Source organism: Mesorhizobium sp. M0904 (assembly GCF_040319475.1).
GTDB lineage: Bacteria > Pseudomonadota > Alphaproteobacteria > Rhizobiales > Rhizobiaceae > Mesorhizobium.
Genome location: NZ_JAMYOC010000001.1, coordinates 366819 through 382953 on the forward strand (window position 1 = coordinate 366819; position 16135 = coordinate 382953).

Genomic DNA, 16135 nt, shown 5'->3' on the forward strand with positions numbered 1-16135 from the left:
CCAGGGACCTCGGCGTCAGCGAAGCGCTCATCCAGGATCTGACCCTCGGTCTCGAGCCCGAGGACGGCGTCATCTGGGTGTACGGCGCCAACGATGACGACGGGATCTTGGCCTTCACCGATGAAGGCTTGAGGAGGTCAAGCTCCTCTCGAAGAATATCATCGCGTCTCCCCATCGAAAGGTTGACCCCAGCACCGCGGTGCTCAGGTGCTCATGGCCGCTGGATACGCACGTCTGCGGTCTTCACCGGACTTCACCGGATGGGTACGTTCGGCTATGGCAACGATGGGGACCTTAATGATGTCCATCTCATCGGCGGTGGCATCGACGCCAACGGTCGTGGCTTCTACAAGCAGTGGGGCGGCAACTGGGCTTGGTGGGCCGGCGGCACCTACAAGTTCAACGAGAAGACCGCGTTTAATCTCCAGGTGTCTGGTGACGACGACAAGAACTACGGTGTGGCTGCGAACGTCGCCTATACCGCTGTTCCTGCCTTCACGATCACGGCCGAAGTTGACTACAACCACTACGGCAACTTCGACACTCCGACCATCTACGGCAACTGGGTCGGCGCCGACAAGAAGAACAGCGTCGGCGGTATCCTCCGCTTCCAGCGCGACTTCTAATCGGCAGCATCTGACTGAAATCGACCCCGGCGGGCAACCGCCGGGTTTTTTCGTATACGTGACGCGATTATCTGATCAAGGTCGCACGAGGAACGTCGACGGCTTCGTCATCAGGATTTGTGGTCAGTCGCCAATCCTGTTCAAAGTACGGCAAGATCACCCAAGGCATCGATCAGTGGCTGGATCCTATTTTCATAGTTTTTCCAGCGCTTGACCGACGATTTATAGATCGGTTGCCGGACTTGCCAGCGACTGATAGTTCTGACCGACCCAGCCTTATCGAAAAAGCGAAGACAGGCATCATCCCAGGTCAAGCCAAGGTGATCTATCAAGCGACGCGATTGCCCTTCCTGGTCAGATATCAGCTCTTCGTAGCGATTCTCAAAAATTCGCCCGGGCAAGATCGAGTGCCAATGGCGCATAAGCCGCTCATACTCACGATAAGCCAGTCCAAGAGTCCCAAGGTCGTAACTGTAATCAAGGCCCTTTTTTAGGTCGGAAAAGAAACAGGAAAGACAATTGTCGATCGCGTCGCGCTTGCAGTGAATAAAACGCGCGTTCGGGAAGAGGATGGCGATCAGACCGATAAGCTCGAAATTATGAGGCAGTTTGTCGATAATGCGTGGTGCGGTAGGCGAATAGAGACGCAAGTTGGATAGATATTCCTCAGCCAACGCATGCGATTGCTGGATCGTCATCGACTTGACTGTCCATCCAAAGGTTTGTCCCGGCTCCCCCTTCAGGCCGATGGAGGCCGCGATTCGCCCCAGTTTCGTAAGCTCTCCGGCCCCGTGAACGTAAGGATGGCTCGAGCAGATTTGCTCGGTCAGTGTTGTACCCGAGCGCGGCATCCCGAGGACAAACACGGGCGCTTCGGATGGGTTACCATACCCGGCTTTGGATGCCAGCAAGCCGGCATCGAATAGCCCGATCAGGGAATCGACCCACCTGCGGTAGGACTCAATGTCAAAATCTAAAGTCCTGAATGTCTTGGCCTTTAGAAAATGGTCCATCGCCTCGCCGTAACGGCCAAGGTCGTTCAGAACCTTGCCTGCCGCCAGATGAAGCCCATAGGGCTCGTCGGCGGAAATCGCCGGGTTGGCAAGTTCGTCCAGGATGGACTTGAGTTCGGGCGGTTCGGTAGAAAATTTCCGGATGCCTACAAGGGTGTTGTAAGCCCCTGGCACGTTGAGACGCCTGGCGATGTTTTCCGTTAAACAAGCTGCTGCCTCGTCCATCCGTCCGAGACTTACGAGCGTATCCGCTAGACCCATCCGGGCTTGCGGATGATAGTGGTCGATCCGCAGCGCCTTCTCATAGATGGGCAAAGCCATGTCGGCCTTGTCGAATTTGGCGTAGGCCTGCGCCAAGCCGCAAAGTGCCTCCAGAAGATCAGGCTTCAATTCGCAGGCCCGTTGCAAGTGCCTGATTGCGGGCAGGTAATCGCCAACCTTTAAATAGGTTTCGCCAAGTGTGAGCCGGTAGTACGGATTGTTAGGCTCTTGGGTGACCGCCCGGGCCAAGTATTTGATGGACAACTCATCATCGAAATCCAGCCCCAATGTGCCAAGTATGTACAATGCCAGCGGATGCTCACGCGTGCGCGCCAGAACGCGATGACAGAGCTCCTCGGCCTCAGGTAGCTGATCCAATTTCTGAAGTTCAAGCGCTTGCCTCAACAGCATGTCGTCGGCCTGCGCGCGAGGCGGGCGGGCCTGCGGCTTGGCTTTGGGTGGCGCAGCTTTCGGCGGTGCCGCCTTAGCCGGGGGTTGAGTTTTGAGGTGCTTTGCCCAGGCGGGCGGCAATCGGTTGCTCATACTATGTCGCTAGCAAAACGGCGCGGGAGAATCCAGCCTTGGGCGAACCGCCAAGTGAGCGCGACGATGCTCTCGGCCAGTCAGTACGACGGCGAAAACACCATGTCCGTCGAAGGCTCAACCCGGGATGCGTCGCTAAAAGGTTTTGAAATCGTCCTGTCACTCTTTCCGGGCGTTAGCGCCGCCTCTCACCTGCCTGCCGGCACCCTCTCCCCTTATAGTGACGGGGAGAGGGGCGCTGTGATCGGCGATCTCACCAATCGCCGGCCTGCAAGAGAGCCAGCGCTGCGGCCCGCCCCTTCTCCCGTCACTATCTAGCGTGCGCACACATTTGATTCAACTCCAATGAAATCAAAGTGATGGTCGCATTTCTGGAGCCGAGCATCGGGCTCAACAGCTTGGAAAACGTACGTTTTCAAGGCTCTTGGCTTATCAAAGAAATTGCCCCTTCGAATCAGATGTGTGCGCACGCTAGCCCGTCACTATACGGGGAGAAGTGCCCGGCAGGGCGATGAGGGGCAGCGCCGGCTTCGAGAATTGATGTTCCCACCACAAGTTGGAAGCGGTCAGTCGGCTGAAGCGATCGCCGCGGCTCGGCCACGCCGGAAAACTTGCACCCTTCCCCCGCCCACGCTAGCAAGTGACTCCCCTTCCACGCGAGCCTGTGCCATGCTCGCGCAAGGCGGCCTTCGCCGGAGGCGTACGCGCTACCCGTCTGATTTGACGGACGAGGAGTGGGAGCAGTTCGCGCCGCTGATGCCCAAGCCTGGGCGTCGCGGCCGTCCGCGCGAGCGTTGATGTCCGGGAGGTGGTCAACGCCGTGCGCTACCTGGTCCGCTCCGGTCGCGGTTGGCGAATGCTGCCGATCCATTTCGGGCCCTGGCAGACGGTCTACGGCTGGTTTCCCGAGTTGGCGCGGCGTTTTCTGTTCCAGACCATCCACGATGTGGCGCTGATGCTGGATCGCGAGCGAGCCGGGCGCGAGGCCAGTCCCACGGCTAGCGTGATCGACAGCCAGTCGGTCAAAGCTCCGCAAGCTGAAACAAGGGTTACGACGCCGGCAAGAAGATTGTCGGCCGCAAGCGACACGTTGCCGTCGATACGGATGGGCGGCTCTTGATGGTCAATCTCACCACCCCCGATATCTCCGACAGTGCCGGTGCTCAGGCGATCCTGGATGGTAGCCGCAAGCGTTGGCCCTGGTTGAAGCATCTATTCGCCGACGGCGCCTATGACAGGCTGAAGCTCATGGACAAAGCCGCCTATCTCGACTTCGTGGTCGAGATCACTCGTCGATCCGACGACCAGAAGGGCTTCCAGATCCTGCCCCGCCGCTGGGTCGTCGAGCGGACCTTCGGCTGGATGACAAGATGCCGCCGCCTCGTGCGCGACTACGAGCAGCGCATCGATGTCTCGCAAGCCATGATCCTTGTCGCAATGGGCGGCAATCTCATCCGCCGAAACGCTCATCCGTGAATTTCAAAACGGACTCTCAGAAGCAGCATGGATAGGCAATCCATCGTCCGGGATTGAACTGATAGTTTTGATTTTGATGCTCGAGCGCTCCCGCGCCAGTGAGTATATAGAGCCCCAAAATTCGGGTTCGCGCCGGTTCAGTCGCCGGATCTTTATGAGCGCATGATTTCTTCTGGCGCGGGAAGTGGATTAGGAAAACCTGCTGACGGCGCGGCCGCCTTCAATAAGAAAAACTGTGCAGCCTATAAGCTTCGGCTCGACGACATCCGGTTCTCGATTTCCTTTAGGATGTTGGTTGCGCGTGCGATGCGGCTATACCTGGCCAGAAAGTCTGCCTTCGCCTGCTGACCGATCTGATCCCGAAGCGCCTTGTTTTCGCGCAGGCGCTGAAGAGCTTTGACCCAGTCGGACGGGTTGTCTGGCGACACCAGAACGCTGTTGACGCTATCCCTCAAAACTTCTCGGATAACTGACAGGTCGGAGGACACTATGGGTTTGCCATGCGCCATATATTCGAAGAGCTTGAGCGGCGACATTCCCTCAGCGATATTTCGACCGCCGCCCTGGCCCTCTACATCTCTAAGATAGGGCGCGAGTACAACGTCCATTTCGGCCAAGTAGGCACATGTCGCGGCGTGAGGAACGTAGCCGTGAAACACTGTGTTCGGGCATTTGGCCAGCTTCGATGTCCAATACTCTATATCGCCTGGTGTTCCGCCGACGATGTGAAATGTCGCCCAGCCGCATCGAGGCGCAATAGCGCTGATTATCTCCATGCCTTTTCCCTTATACAGATGTCCGACATAACCAACCTTGAACGTGCCGCTGAGGCTGCATGGCTCGACATTCGGCGGAACCGGATCCGCGCCATTGGGCGCGATGAGAAATTTTCCCGCATGTTGAGGAAAGAGGCGGATGCTGTCGTCCCGCAGACGTTGCGACGTGACGACCAGCATACGGAATGCCTCTAGGCCTATCAGTTTGGCAAGGCGCTGACGCTGACGTCTGCTCAAACTGCCAATCGGGTCGTGAAGCTCAAAAACGGTCGTGAACCCGAAAAGTCCGGCAGAAACAAGCGCTACAGTAGCCGAGCGTGTAAAGACGACATGCGGCCGCAGCCAGACCGCAGCAAGAAGTGCCAACACAGCAAAAAAAAGCTCCCGGCCGGGCACAGGCCAAAAGGGTACAGGGAGAACGCGGAATGGGAACTCGGTACCGAATCCGTATTCGCGCGCGATCTTCTCATAATGATCCCGTGTATTCATGGAGGCGCGTGGAAGCGCTAGTAGGACCTCCGCTCCGGCAACCCGAAATGCATGGCACATCTTTGCGACTTGTACCGCATTGGCGGCCGGCGCCGGAACGTGCGCAGAATGTATATAGAGAAGCCGCATCCACAAAGCCTATCTTTCACGCCTCGCGGCTGGTCTAGTTCTTCGCCTCTGAGCCGCAAGTTCGGAGACCACGGGCTGGGCAGACGCACCAAGTCGAACGACAAAAGCGCCCTCCGCCCCGGTGGCTCCATGGGTTGTGATAGTACCACTCGCCGGTTGCCTCACCAAAATCGAGCGCCCTTTTTCGCGAACTGGGGGCAGGCCCAGCGACAGCACACGCCGCCCTTCACCGGACAGGTTCTGACCACAGCCGTCATCAAAGCCCCAGCCAGCCAGCAATTATGTTGCGCTGTATCTCAGAAGTTCCGGAATAGAGTTTGCTGCCGATGGCATCACGCACGGCACGTTCGACGTCGAATTCGCTCAAGAAACCATAGCCGCCGAAGACCTGGACGACATCGAGCGTGGTGCGAACAAGCGATTCGCTCACAAAGAGCTTCGAAACGGCGGCGTCGAGGGATACGGACTGGGAGCGTTCAAGGCCCCACGCCGCTTTGTAGACGAGCAGTCGGGCCGCCTCCACCTGCATCTTCATGTCGGCAATCTTATGGGCGACCGCCTGGTGCTTGGAGATGGTCTGGCCGGACTGACGTCGGGTGCGCGTATAGGCCACTGCCTTTTCCAGAAGCCGCTCCATGGTGCCTACATGACTGGCGAATAGGCACGCCCGCTCCCAGTCCATGCTATGGACGAACAGCCTGGAGCCGCCGCCCACTCCACCGAGAACAGCGTCCTTCGAAACAAATACGTCCTCGAAGACAAGCTCCCCGATCGGAGACGTCCGCAGTCCCATTTTTTCGAACTTTTGCGCGACCCGATAGCCGGGCAGCGTGCGGTCCACGAGGAAGCTCGTGATGCCGCCGAAATACCCCTTGGCGCGGTCAGTGACAGCAAAGACGACGGCAACATCCGCCACCGGCCCGTTGCTCACGAAGGTCTTCGTGCCGTTGATTAGAAAGCCGTCGCCATGAGGCTCCGCCCGGGTTTGCATCGCAAATGCATCGGAGCCCGACTCCGGTTCGCTCATCGCATTGGCCGCGATCAAAGTGCCATCACAGAGCCTCGGAAGATATCGATTCTTCTGCTCTTCAGTGCCGAACTTCCAAATCGGCACCACGCAGGCCAGAAGGTGGGCGCAGATCGAGAAGACCAAGCCGGAATCCTCGCAGCCGTAGCCGAGCGCGTCGATTGCAATGGCCGTGGACAGGGAATCGAGACCGGGTCCCCCGTAGGCCTCGGGGACTGGCAGGCCGGTCAGGCCCATCTGCGCGCAGGCCTGCCACAACTCGTGCTGGAATACTTGGTCCCGGTCGCGCTGCCTGACATCTTTATTGAGCTTATCTTGCGCGAAGCGATGGATCTCACCGCGCAGGATGCGCTGCTCCTCGTTCAGCGCGAAATCCACTACTCCATCCTTATCAGATGCTGGTAGTCAATTTTATCTGTCGATGTCTTCGGAAGTAACGGCTGATGCGAGAACCAGTCCGGGGCCATGTAGGCCGGCAAGTTGTGAGCGCAGAACCGCTTCAGCTCGATGAGCGACAGCGCATGGCCGTCGCGCGAGGCATAGAACACCTTAATGGAGACGCCCGACTCCTCCGAGCGAGCGATCGCCGCCACCTCGGAGATCGCTGGATGGCGATAGAGCGCCGTCTCGATCTCGCCGAGTTCGATCCGATATCCCCGCCTCTTCACCATCCGGTCGCGTCGACCACGGAAGGTGTAGACTCCGCCATCGCCTTCGATCACTACATCGCCGGTACGGTACCAGCGACCGCTTGAATCGACGTGAAAAGCGGCGCTTGTTCGCTCAGGCATGTTCCAATAGCCCAGCATCACGGGAGCACCGCTGATTGCGAGCTCGCCTTCCTGGCCTCGCGGCACGTTGCGACCATTCGCATCGATCACGCGTGCCTTAACATGCGCGCAGGCGCGCCCGATCGGAAACGGCGCCGAGCGGTCTTCGGCGATCGTCTGCGGGATTTCGTAGTAGGTACAGACGTTGGTTTCGGTTGGACCATAGAGATTCAGGTAGCGTGCGCGTGGGACCACAGCCTTTAGCCTGCGCAGATGCTTGACCGGAAAAACCTCGCCGGCAAATAGAATGAACCGAAGAGCGTGGTCGTCGCGAGCATCAAGGCTGCCGTGCTCGACCAGAAGCGTGAGTACGGAGGGCGTGGAATACCAGACGGTCAACCGCCGCTCGGCGATAACCGACGCCATCCGGGTCGGGTTCTTGCCGAGCTCCTCACCGATGAGGAATACGGTCGCGCCGTGCTTCAGCGGTACGAAGATGTCGAGGATAGACAGGTCGAAGTGGAAAGGCGCATGGGAGGAGAAGCGGTCATTCTCGTCAGGGGCGAGGATCTCGGAGCACCAGTCCACGTAGCTCGAGCCATTACGATGCGTCAGCATCACGCCCTTCGGCTGGCCGGTCGAGCCCGAAGTGTAAAGCACGTAAGCGAGGTTGTCCGGCCCCGGCCGCGCCGATTCGTCCTCCACCGCCAAGCTGCCGGCCTCTACGCGAGCCAGGTACGTCGCGAGCGGCGAGGGACCGTCGGACCAGTCGAGCGGTAAGAGACACGGTTCCGCAGCCAAGCGCGCCAACTCACAGCGCAAAGTTTCGGCTCGGGACGCCTCCACGAAAATCGCGCGCACGCCGCAGTCGTTAAATATGAACGCGCTACGCGCAGGCGGTGCCAGAGAGTCGACGGGCACATAGGCCGCGCCCACCTTCAAGGTGCCGAACAGAACAGCGAGCGAGGCGATCGATTTTGGAAGGCAAATGCCGACGCGGTCCCCCGGCCGGACGCCGATCCGACGCAGATGGTCGCGGACTTGGTCCGACAGCGCGTCGAGCTCGCCGTAGGTGATCTGCCGCCCAGAGCTCGCCTCGACAGCGGCGCACGTCTGGGGATGCCGCCTCGCGCTCTGTTCCAGATACTCGTGTAAGGCAGCAACCGTCATGGCGGGCTCTATGTGGACGCCTGCTTCGACTGGACGAAATTGGCAATTTGGGCGATGGAGTTCAGGTTCTCCGGCACGAGTTCGTCAGGGGCGATTTCGATACCGCAGGATTTTTCCAGGTAGGCAACGAGCTTAAGCGTCGCCAACGAGTCGAGAATGCCGTCAGTTATCAGCTCCGTTGAATCCGTCAGATTCTCCGGCCTTTCACCGGGCAGAAACTCCTTCAATATGAAATCCTTGGCCATCGTCCTGATCTGGATCGCGTTCATTGTTCCTCCTTGTGTGGAGCAACCGCAAGGTTCAGGGGAATTAGATCCTGGTGTTGCTGCAGCACTTGGTAAAGCTTGTCGGCGATGAGCCGATGGCCGGCGGCGTTTGGGTGATCGTCCCAAGGTGCTACAAGAAGCGTCCGCCAGTCATACCCGTCATACACACCGGAAAGATCGAGAACGTTAAAGCCAGCCTCGGTAGCGAGGCGCTTCTCTAGCTCGGTGCTGGTCCTCTCGTCTGGTCTGGGTAGATAGATCCAAAAGACCCCGACCCCTTCTCGCTTCGCAGCTTCCACGATTCGAGAATAGATCGCACGCAGAAGTCTGTCTCCGTAGGGCATGAGCTTTCTTTGAAGTACCTCGTGGTCGGCACGGGGATCGATCCCGCTCTCGCGTACAATGTCGCGCACGAAGTCGTAGCGATATGCGGAGCCATTCTGGATTGCTTTCCCGAGACGCTTTAGCGTTCGTGGAACAAGCGCGCTGTGCTCGAAGTAAAAGATGTACTTTGGTTTGAATGCGAGCACTCGATCCTCGATGATGGCCAGAATGTCCAGAGGAACATAACCCCCAACGGCAAAGTTCAGCACCTCGTAGTGTCGATACCCGCTGTCGTCTGCCTGCGCATTCAGCCGCCGCTCCAACAGGCCCTCGAAAGTCTCGTCATCCGCGACGCCCTCGCCGAAGACATGCGAAGAGCCGACGATTGCGATTCGTGGGGTGCCGGGAGTAGGAATCTTTTCATAGTCCTGATCTCGCATGCCCCAGCGGTTGATGTGGACCCGCGTTCCCTTAAAGTCTGCTTGGGAGAGTGGTCGCAGATAGGTCGTGGGAAGCGCACCGGTGAACTCGCTCAGCGGCGTCTTGTCCAAATTGTCCCAACCGTCGTGTCGTCGTTGGCCATAGACAATCCACAGTTCTGGGTTAAATGCGCCGACATTGACGAGGTTCTCGTAGTAGCCGCGCTCCAGGTTCGCGTTGTCGCGGCTATTGAGGTTCGGCGCTCTAATGTCGGCCATTGCGGTACTGACCGTCTCCCCGAGGCGATCGTGAACCATGGGGAGCGAGATGCAAACCGCGATCAACCCGCAGACACCGACCGACGCAACCGACCGTCGGAAACTGTACTGGCGGTCGGCGCCGCCGCGCGCGAGCGCAAGCGCAGGAATGCCAATGATAGCTGCCACCGCGACCAGTACGAGGGCGGGCGTCATTTTGCCAGGAACTTCCACGCCCACAGTGTCGAAGACCGAGAACCATTGCGGGACCGAGCTCGCGCTCCAAAACGACCAAAGGAGGCAGATGACGACGAATACGCCAATGGTCCGGCTCGCAGTTTGCAGCGCACCGTTCCAGCTTAGTGCCCCGCCACGCAGGCGCCGCGTGCGACCGTGCCGCATTTCATAGTGGGCGTTGATCGTCACAAGCACGGCCAGGATCATCCAGAAGAGGAAGTCGTTCCAGGTGAATACCCAGGTGCCACGTAACCAGAACCACTGATAGTTGTGCAGCAGCCAAGTCGCGAGGAACGCGAGGAGGGTCGCGCTGACCAGCGCTACGCTCTCTCCCCAGCGTCGAAAGCGAAAATACAACGGATAGTATACAATCTTCATTATGAAGTCCTTCCAGTATATATTTATTCGACGCCAGAAATCTGTGAAACTTGAGGAAAGAAAGTACAGATTGTGGGTTTCTGGAAGGTTGAATCCAAATAAATGCAAAATCCCGGTGATTATGTGAAAAGTTCCTGAAACCTTCAGATAAAGTAAAAATGGCCATATGATAAATTGCAAAAGCTCAATCTGATTGTGTACGTCCGCAGCATCGATAACAAATCGCTGATATACGATGCGGTAGCATATCAAATGGATAGCGCCGCGAAACATCCACTGAATGCCCGTTTGATAGATGTAGTGCCGGTCAGCATTGTAGTAGCTGCTGCGGAAAGTTCTAAAATCTACGACCGGAAAGAGCGGGAAGCACACGTTCGGCAACATGAAAAAATACGCGAGCCGCTCCGAAAGCGTCGCCATCTTCTGTTCACGTCGCATTTCGTATGCATAGACAATGAGACGGAACATGAACATGGAAGCGAGCACTGGCCAGACGGCGCGCGTCCACGGGGTCGCTATCCAGTCCATTCGTGCGGCGGCGAGCCCGCAGCCGGCGCCAACCAGCGCCAGCACTCTCCATCCAAAAGCGATCGGTAGGTGGACAATTCCGATCAGTACGAGCCCAATGGCGACGATCCAGGCGGCATCGATGAGGCCGTCAAATCTCCAGTGGTGCCAGTTGGGCCCAAGGTTCGCGAAAACTGCGGCGATAGTCGCGAACGAGAGCAGCACGAAAAACGGCAGCCGGTAAGGCTGTGGCAGGAAGTAGTGCACGCACCAGCCGGCGAGGGCAACGAGCAGGACGCGGACAAGCGCAGTAGTCTCGAGCCTGAGGAGATAGACCAGCGCGATGAAGAGGGCCAGCTGGCAGGCTATGGCGAACCAAGCCAGGATGCTTCTCGACTCAGTCTCCGTAGGATCCGCCGACCAGGGACGAGACAATGTCTTGATCCAATGCACGCTCGCGCGCCTCAACCAGCTGCCGGCGGACATCGACAAGAAGTGGCTTTGGGGCATGCGAAAGATCCGCAAGCTGCTGGTCCCCCTCCCATGGCTCCCATCCCTGACGGGTAAAGCGCCCCGGTCCTTAGAGGGATGCCTTGACTTCTTTGAACGAGTCCGGTTCCGCGCAAACGCAGAAGTACATAAAACGCAGAAGTACATAAGTGTATCAGAAACAAATCGCTCCGCTGTGCCCGGGGTAACAGCGACTCGTCTCTAAGACGCTTAAAAACAAGCTAAATCTGATCGATTGAAAGCCGATTCCGAATGGGATCGATCTGCCCCGTAATCCGCGCCGCGAGCCGAACGCCGATGGCAGTCGACGCTCTGTCTGCCTTGGCCATCTTAGTCCGGAACGCTCGGGCACATGATCGACGAGTTCGCGGCACTTCCAGCCGAGGCAAAGGCGCAACTCACCATCCTGGGCGATGCCAATGCCGCGCCACTCTCGACGAACAGGCAGCCCGGTTGGGCCTTTCCAGCAGCGTCACTTTCGCTGGCGCGGTCGAAAATGTCTTTCCATTCCTGTGGGAGGCTGATTCTATCTTTCCACCTCGGTGTCGGAAGGTATGTCAAAGTCAACGCTCCTGAAAACAGCCTCTCTTCTTTGAAGATCGTTAAATACAATTCGACCTCGGAGGCAATTGTTGCCTACGTGCTGGCGTGATACTAGGCGGAACAACTTGACGGAACAATTTGGCCGTATAGCCGCCGTTGATAGCAACGGACCTGCTAAATGTTGATTGGCACACTAACTTTGCACACCGGTTACAACGAGGGGGCGCAGCTTCAGAGCCTCGCCCTCCAACGCTGCATTTCGGACCTGCGTCCCGGCTCGCCGGCGGAGATCGTGGACCACCGCTATCCAAGACGACTGGAGACTGGCTATGGGCCGGCGACAAACGCACGCCAGCGAACGCTTGCCGCCTTCGCCGATGGACTGCTGCTCAGCCCCAAGAGGTTCTACTCGGAGGATAGGTCACCAACGTTTCGCTACGTAAGCGACCGCTATGATGCGGTTGTGGTGGGTAGCGATGAGGTTTGGAAGATCGACTACGTCTCCCGTCTCGGTGGGCTGATCAAGCTTCAGACCAACCCACTATGTCCGCCATTTCCCAATGTCTACTGGCCAGAAGTGGCGTGCTCGAAGATAGCATATGCGGCGAGCACCGGCAGCAGCACCAAATGGACCGAAATGCCGCGCCGCAATCGATACTTGATGGCCAAATGCCTGAACGAATTTGTCGCGATCGGCGTGCGGGACGAGCGGACACGTGAGTTGGTCCTCTGGGCAGATCCAAGCCTCGCGGATCGTGTGACATTGACCCCAGACCCGACAGTCACTCACGATCTAACGTCGAATGCCACTCATGAAAGCCTGCGCGTAAAGCTGGCTTCCTGGGGCGTGGATTTCAATCGGCCCCGGGCGTTGGTGATAGCCGGCCAGCACGAGCTCTATGCAGAGGCCACGACCTCTCTGCGGGCGCGCGGCGTCCAGATTGTATCAGTCTCGGATCGCAATCACCTCGCAGACATCGATCTCACCGAAAAGCCGATTGATCCCCTCGAGTGGGCAAATCTGGCATCACAATTCTCCTACTGCTTGTCAGAGCGCATGCATGGGGCACTATTTGCTCTGCGGAACCGGTGCCCGTTAATTTGCCTGGACAGCCGGCGACCCGCCATCGGCTTCCCCACTAAGAATGAGGCTTTGATGACGCTGATGGGCATTCCCTCTCAGTACGTGTGTATTCACCGCAAGGGTGCCAGGGACCATTTGCTGGACATGTGCGAAAACCTCGGAAAACTTGTTCACGACTACATGAAGATAGACAACCGGTTCCGGGAACTAGCTGAGATTGGCCGTACGTTTCTGGATAGGGCCCTGCCTGCGGCCAAGTAAAATAACAAATCAAGATGTTGTAAAATGCTTCGAAAGCTGCAAATTCTTCTGTCTGCTCAAGCGAAGGTAATCATCTCCTACGTATATGACGTTGGAAATTACCTACGTTACAACGGGGATTCGCTGCTGGTTCCAAAAAAAGAGCGGCTATATTACCGAATAATCGTGGACGCTCACTCGATTGAGAAGGGCCTTTCTCTAAAGGACAGGAGGCCCGGTTTTGGCCAGGAAAAAATCAAGCGACTTATGAATGAGGTGTCCTCCTACGACGCCTCGCTAGGGGCGTTTCCGCTTGAAATGGCTGTTGGCGCACTTCGCGCCTATGTTGACCTTCATCCACCAGGGGAGCCTGAGCAGCCCTTTGTTGAGAAAGTTCGTCAATTCGTCGAGCGTTTCAATGGGCTTGATGGAGTCGCCTTGACCGGCGGGGTTCAAAGTGCCGTTCTGCCAATTGGGGGGCCAGCCCTCACACTCCTGGAAGGACTTCAGTGTCGTCGCTCGGTTAGATACTTTGACGAACAATTAATAGATCGCACCACATTGCTAGAGTTGGTACGCTTGGCGCAAGGTGCGCCATCCCAATGCAACAGGCAGGCGACAAGAGTATACCTCTACCAGGGCCGTCATCAAATCGATCAGATACTCGCCCTGCAGGGCGGGGCGCGAGGCTTTTCACAGTCCATATCAAACCTGGCCATTATCACGTCAGACACAAGGGCCTGGCGAGGAAGCAATCAACGAAACCAGATTTATGTCGATGGTGCGCTGTTCCTAATGCATTTCCTGTTGGCCGCGGAGGCACTTCGGCTCGTGGCTTGCCCCCTCAATCTTGCGGTCGATAGTCGAGTTGAACGGCAAATTCGTGACGTCGGTCGAATTCGAGCAGGCGAGAGATTGATTGCATGCGTCGCCCTTGGCCCTATGGCAGGTACTGCCATCAGATTTGCCAGGTCGCCGCGCAGGCCGATTGATGAGGTGGTCTCGTTTGTAACCGAGGAGTAAGTCTCCGCTGGCACTTGCAGAGCGATCGAACGAAGCTGGCTTCTCGGGGAAGGGACAATGTCTTGATCGACTGCCCGCTCGCGCGCGCCAACCAGCTGCCGCCGCACATCGACAATAAGTAACGTGGAGCACGCGAAAAATCCGCAAGCTGCGGGTCCGGCCTCTCCCATAGGTCCCTTAAAGCATTGCCTCCACTACTTTTTTGAACGAGTCCGGTTCCGATCCGATTTCGCGCAAACGCGCTGAGGCAGAAGTATTGGTCCAAGGTATACCACAGTATACCACAAAATAATCACTCCGCTGTGCCCGTGGTGACAGCGGCAGTTCTCTGGGACGTTTAAATCCAACAAGTTAGATCTGATCGACTGGAAGCCGTTGGAATAACCCTCCTTACGGACTGCATGTGCCATGGCCCAAGAAGGAAGGGCACACTTAGGATTCGGGGTTCATCTCCATACGGCATGCACCCACCGAGGCGTGGCATGTCACTCCAATGCAGTAGCACCGATATCGGGACGCATGGACCAAAAGCGCGGCTGGGCGTGGGAACGCACCCAACGGATAAATTCAGCGCGATCGGTGCGGCGATATGAAAGTACAGGACGCGGAAGGCAAGATTGACTTGGGGCGTCGACTGCGTATCGCTCATGTCATCACCCGTCTCATCAATGGCGGTGCTGATGAGAATACTGTCCATTCCTGCAATTGGGCCGCGCAAGGGGGGCATGATGTTGTCCTGCTACATGGCGAGACGGTCCAGCCGGAAATCATAGCTAAAGTGGACCCGCGGGTGGAACTCATTGGCGTCCCGGGCCTGACTCGGTCCATTTCGCCTGTCTCCGACATGCGGGCATTGTTGGCGCTCACCCGGAGATTCCGCGCCTTGAATGCCGACATCGTGCATACGCACACCAGCAAGGCAGGCATTCTCGGGCGGCTCGCCGCATGGGCGGCGGGAGTTCCAGCGATCGTTCATGGCGTGCATATCGTGCCTTTTGTCAATGTCGGCGTCGCCGAGCGGTTTGCTTATCTCGCCTTGGAAAAGCTGGCAGCGCCATTCACCAGTGCGTTCATCAGTGTGAGCGAGGGCATCCGCGACTTATGCCTGAGCGCAGGAGTGGGACATCCAGACAAACATTATGTCGTCCATTCCGGATTCGATCTCGATCGTTTTCGCAACGCCGGTCCGCCCGACGGTTGGCGCGATTTGTTGCGCTTGACCCCGGACGCGCCGCGCCCGTCCGTGCTCTTGATGATCGCGGCTTTCGAGCCACGCAAGCGACACACGGAATTTCTGGACGCTTTCAACAAAGTCGCCGTCCGGTTACCCGACGCGGTGCTTGTGCTCGCGGGCGACGGGCCGCTTCGCTCGACCGTAGAATCGCGGGCCAAGCGGCTTGGGCTCGAGCGACAAGTGGTCTTTACCGGTTATCGGGACGACCCCGAGCGGCTGATCGCGCTCGCGGATCTCTGCCTGCTCTGTTCCATGCGGGAGGGATTGCCCCGCGTAGTTATGCAATATCTCGCCGGTGGCAAGCCCTGCGTCGCTTGCGATCTGCCAGGTCTTCGCGAAGTGCTCCGCCCTGGTATCAACGGTGTGATTACACCCGCGGATGATTTGGCAGCCATGGCCGACGCTATTGCCGCCCTCCTGGAGGATCGTGCAAGACTGGCCTGCCTCGCCCAAGGTGCCGCCGCGGCGACGGATCTTTCGAACTGGGACGTCAAGCTGATGGGAAAGCGGACCGATGCCATTTACCGCGCGGCTCTTGACCAGCATCGGGCAAGCAAGGGAGTATCAACAGTACCTCCTGTCCGAAATGTGGCGCTTCCGCGATGATCGGGTGCAGCCTTATGCGTTTGACGGTGATCGGGCAACTTGCCGGATTGGTTAGCGGTGCATACTTCGCCGATTTCGGCGATGAGGTGGAGTGCGTCGATCTGGACGACAAGGGGATCGATGCGCTGAAGGCAGTGAGATGCCAAAGAGGCATCTTCTTTTTTGCACATGGGACGGGGTTGTAATCTTGGTGGCCGCCTTGGCTCCGGGAACGCTATCCGGCGGA

At 57.9% G+C, this 16135-nt stretch carries 11 protein-coding genes and 2 pseudogenes; 7 read left to right on the forward strand and 6 right to left on the reverse strand.

The annotated features are described in order from the left end of the window. Positions 1-272: 272 nt before the first annotated feature. Positions 273-626, forward strand: a pseudogene (locus NKH80_RS01860) (porin); the annotation flags it as partial. 140 nt (positions 627-766) lie between these two features. Here the strand turns inward: NKH80_RS01860 and NKH80_RS01865 are convergent. Continuing rightward, complete coding sequence (locus tag NKH80_RS01865; protein ID WP_352707147.1) at positions 767-2443, reverse strand: tetratricopeptide repeat-containing sulfotransferase family protein; 1677 nt, start codon at positions 2441-2443, stop codon at positions 767-769. A gap of 669 nt (positions 2444-3112) precedes the next feature. Here NKH80_RS01865 and NKH80_RS01870 point away from each other — a divergent pair. Beyond that, positions 3113-3919, forward strand: a pseudogene (locus NKH80_RS01870) (IS5 family transposase). A gap of 242 nt (positions 3920-4161) precedes the next feature. On the opposite strand, the gene NKH80_RS01875 reads toward NKH80_RS01870, so the two are convergent. The 5 genes from NKH80_RS01875 to NKH80_RS01895 all read right to left on the reverse strand — a co-directional run bounded on the left by NKH80_RS01875 (position 4162) and on the right by NKH80_RS01895 (position 11179). Then, entirely contained in the window at positions 4162-5313 is a 1152-nt protein-coding gene (locus NKH80_RS01875; protein ID WP_352707144.1) for a glycosyltransferase, read from the reverse strand. Between the two features lie 256 nt (positions 5314-5569). Further along, on the reverse strand, positions 5570-6718 hold the full coding sequence (locus tag NKH80_RS01880; protein WP_352707142.1) for an acyl-CoA dehydrogenase family protein: 1149 nt from the start codon (positions 6716-6718) through the stop codon (positions 5570-5572). Beyond that, complete coding sequence (locus NKH80_RS01885; protein WP_352707140.1) at positions 6718-8280, reverse strand: amino acid adenylation domain-containing protein; 1563 nt, start codon at positions 8278-8280, stop codon at positions 6718-6720. The genes NKH80_RS01880 and NKH80_RS01885 overlap by 1 nt, the downstream gene beginning before the upstream one ends. Before the next feature lie 8 nt (positions 8281-8288). Continuing rightward, positions 8289-8549 carry an acyl carrier protein gene (locus NKH80_RS01890; RefSeq protein WP_029356091.1) on the reverse strand — a complete coding sequence of 87 codons (261 nt, stop codon included), beginning with the start codon at positions 8547-8549 and terminating at the stop codon, positions 8289-8291. Next, positions 8546-11179, reverse strand: coding sequence for an SGNH/GDSL hydrolase family protein (locus NKH80_RS01895; RefSeq protein WP_352989234.1), 2634 nt, complete (start codon positions 11177-11179; stop codon positions 8546-8548). Before NKH80_RS01895 ends, NKH80_RS01890 begins: the two co-directional genes overlap by 4 nt. Before the next feature lie 352 nt (positions 11180-11531). Here NKH80_RS01895 and NKH80_RS01900 point away from each other — a divergent pair, with 352 nt between their 5' ends. The 5 genes from NKH80_RS01900 (at position 11532) to NKH80_RS01920 (ending at position 16094) form a co-directional block, all read left to right on the forward strand. After that, positions 11532-11831, forward strand: a complete 300-nt coding sequence (locus tag NKH80_RS01900; protein WP_352707135.1) for a hypothetical protein — start codon at positions 11532-11534, stop codon at positions 11829-11831. Between the two features lie 69 nt (positions 11832-11900). Next, positions 11901-13067 (forward strand): polysaccharide pyruvyl transferase family protein, encoded by a 1167-nt coding sequence (locus tag NKH80_RS01905; RefSeq protein ID WP_352707132.1) that lies wholly within the window; start codon positions 11901-11903, stop codon positions 13065-13067. A 24-nt stretch (positions 13068-13091) separates the two neighbouring features. Beyond that, positions 13092-14069: a nitroreductase family protein gene (locus NKH80_RS01910; RefSeq protein WP_352824018.1), complete on the forward strand. Its 978-nt coding sequence runs from the start codon at positions 13092-13094 to the stop codon at positions 14067-14069. A 589-nt stretch (positions 14070-14658) separates the two neighbouring features. After that, the gene (locus NKH80_RS01915; protein WP_352824017.1) at positions 14659-15909 is read left to right on the forward strand and encodes a glycosyltransferase; all 1251 of its coding nucleotides are present in this window, start codon (positions 14659-14661) and stop codon (positions 15907-15909) included. Between the two features lie 14 nt (positions 15910-15923). Beyond that, on the forward strand, positions 15924-16094 hold the full coding sequence (locus NKH80_RS01920) for a hypothetical protein (RefSeq protein WP_352707149.1): 171 nt from the start codon (positions 15924-15926) through the stop codon (positions 16092-16094). The last annotated feature ends 41 nt before the right edge of the window (positions 16095-16135 follow it).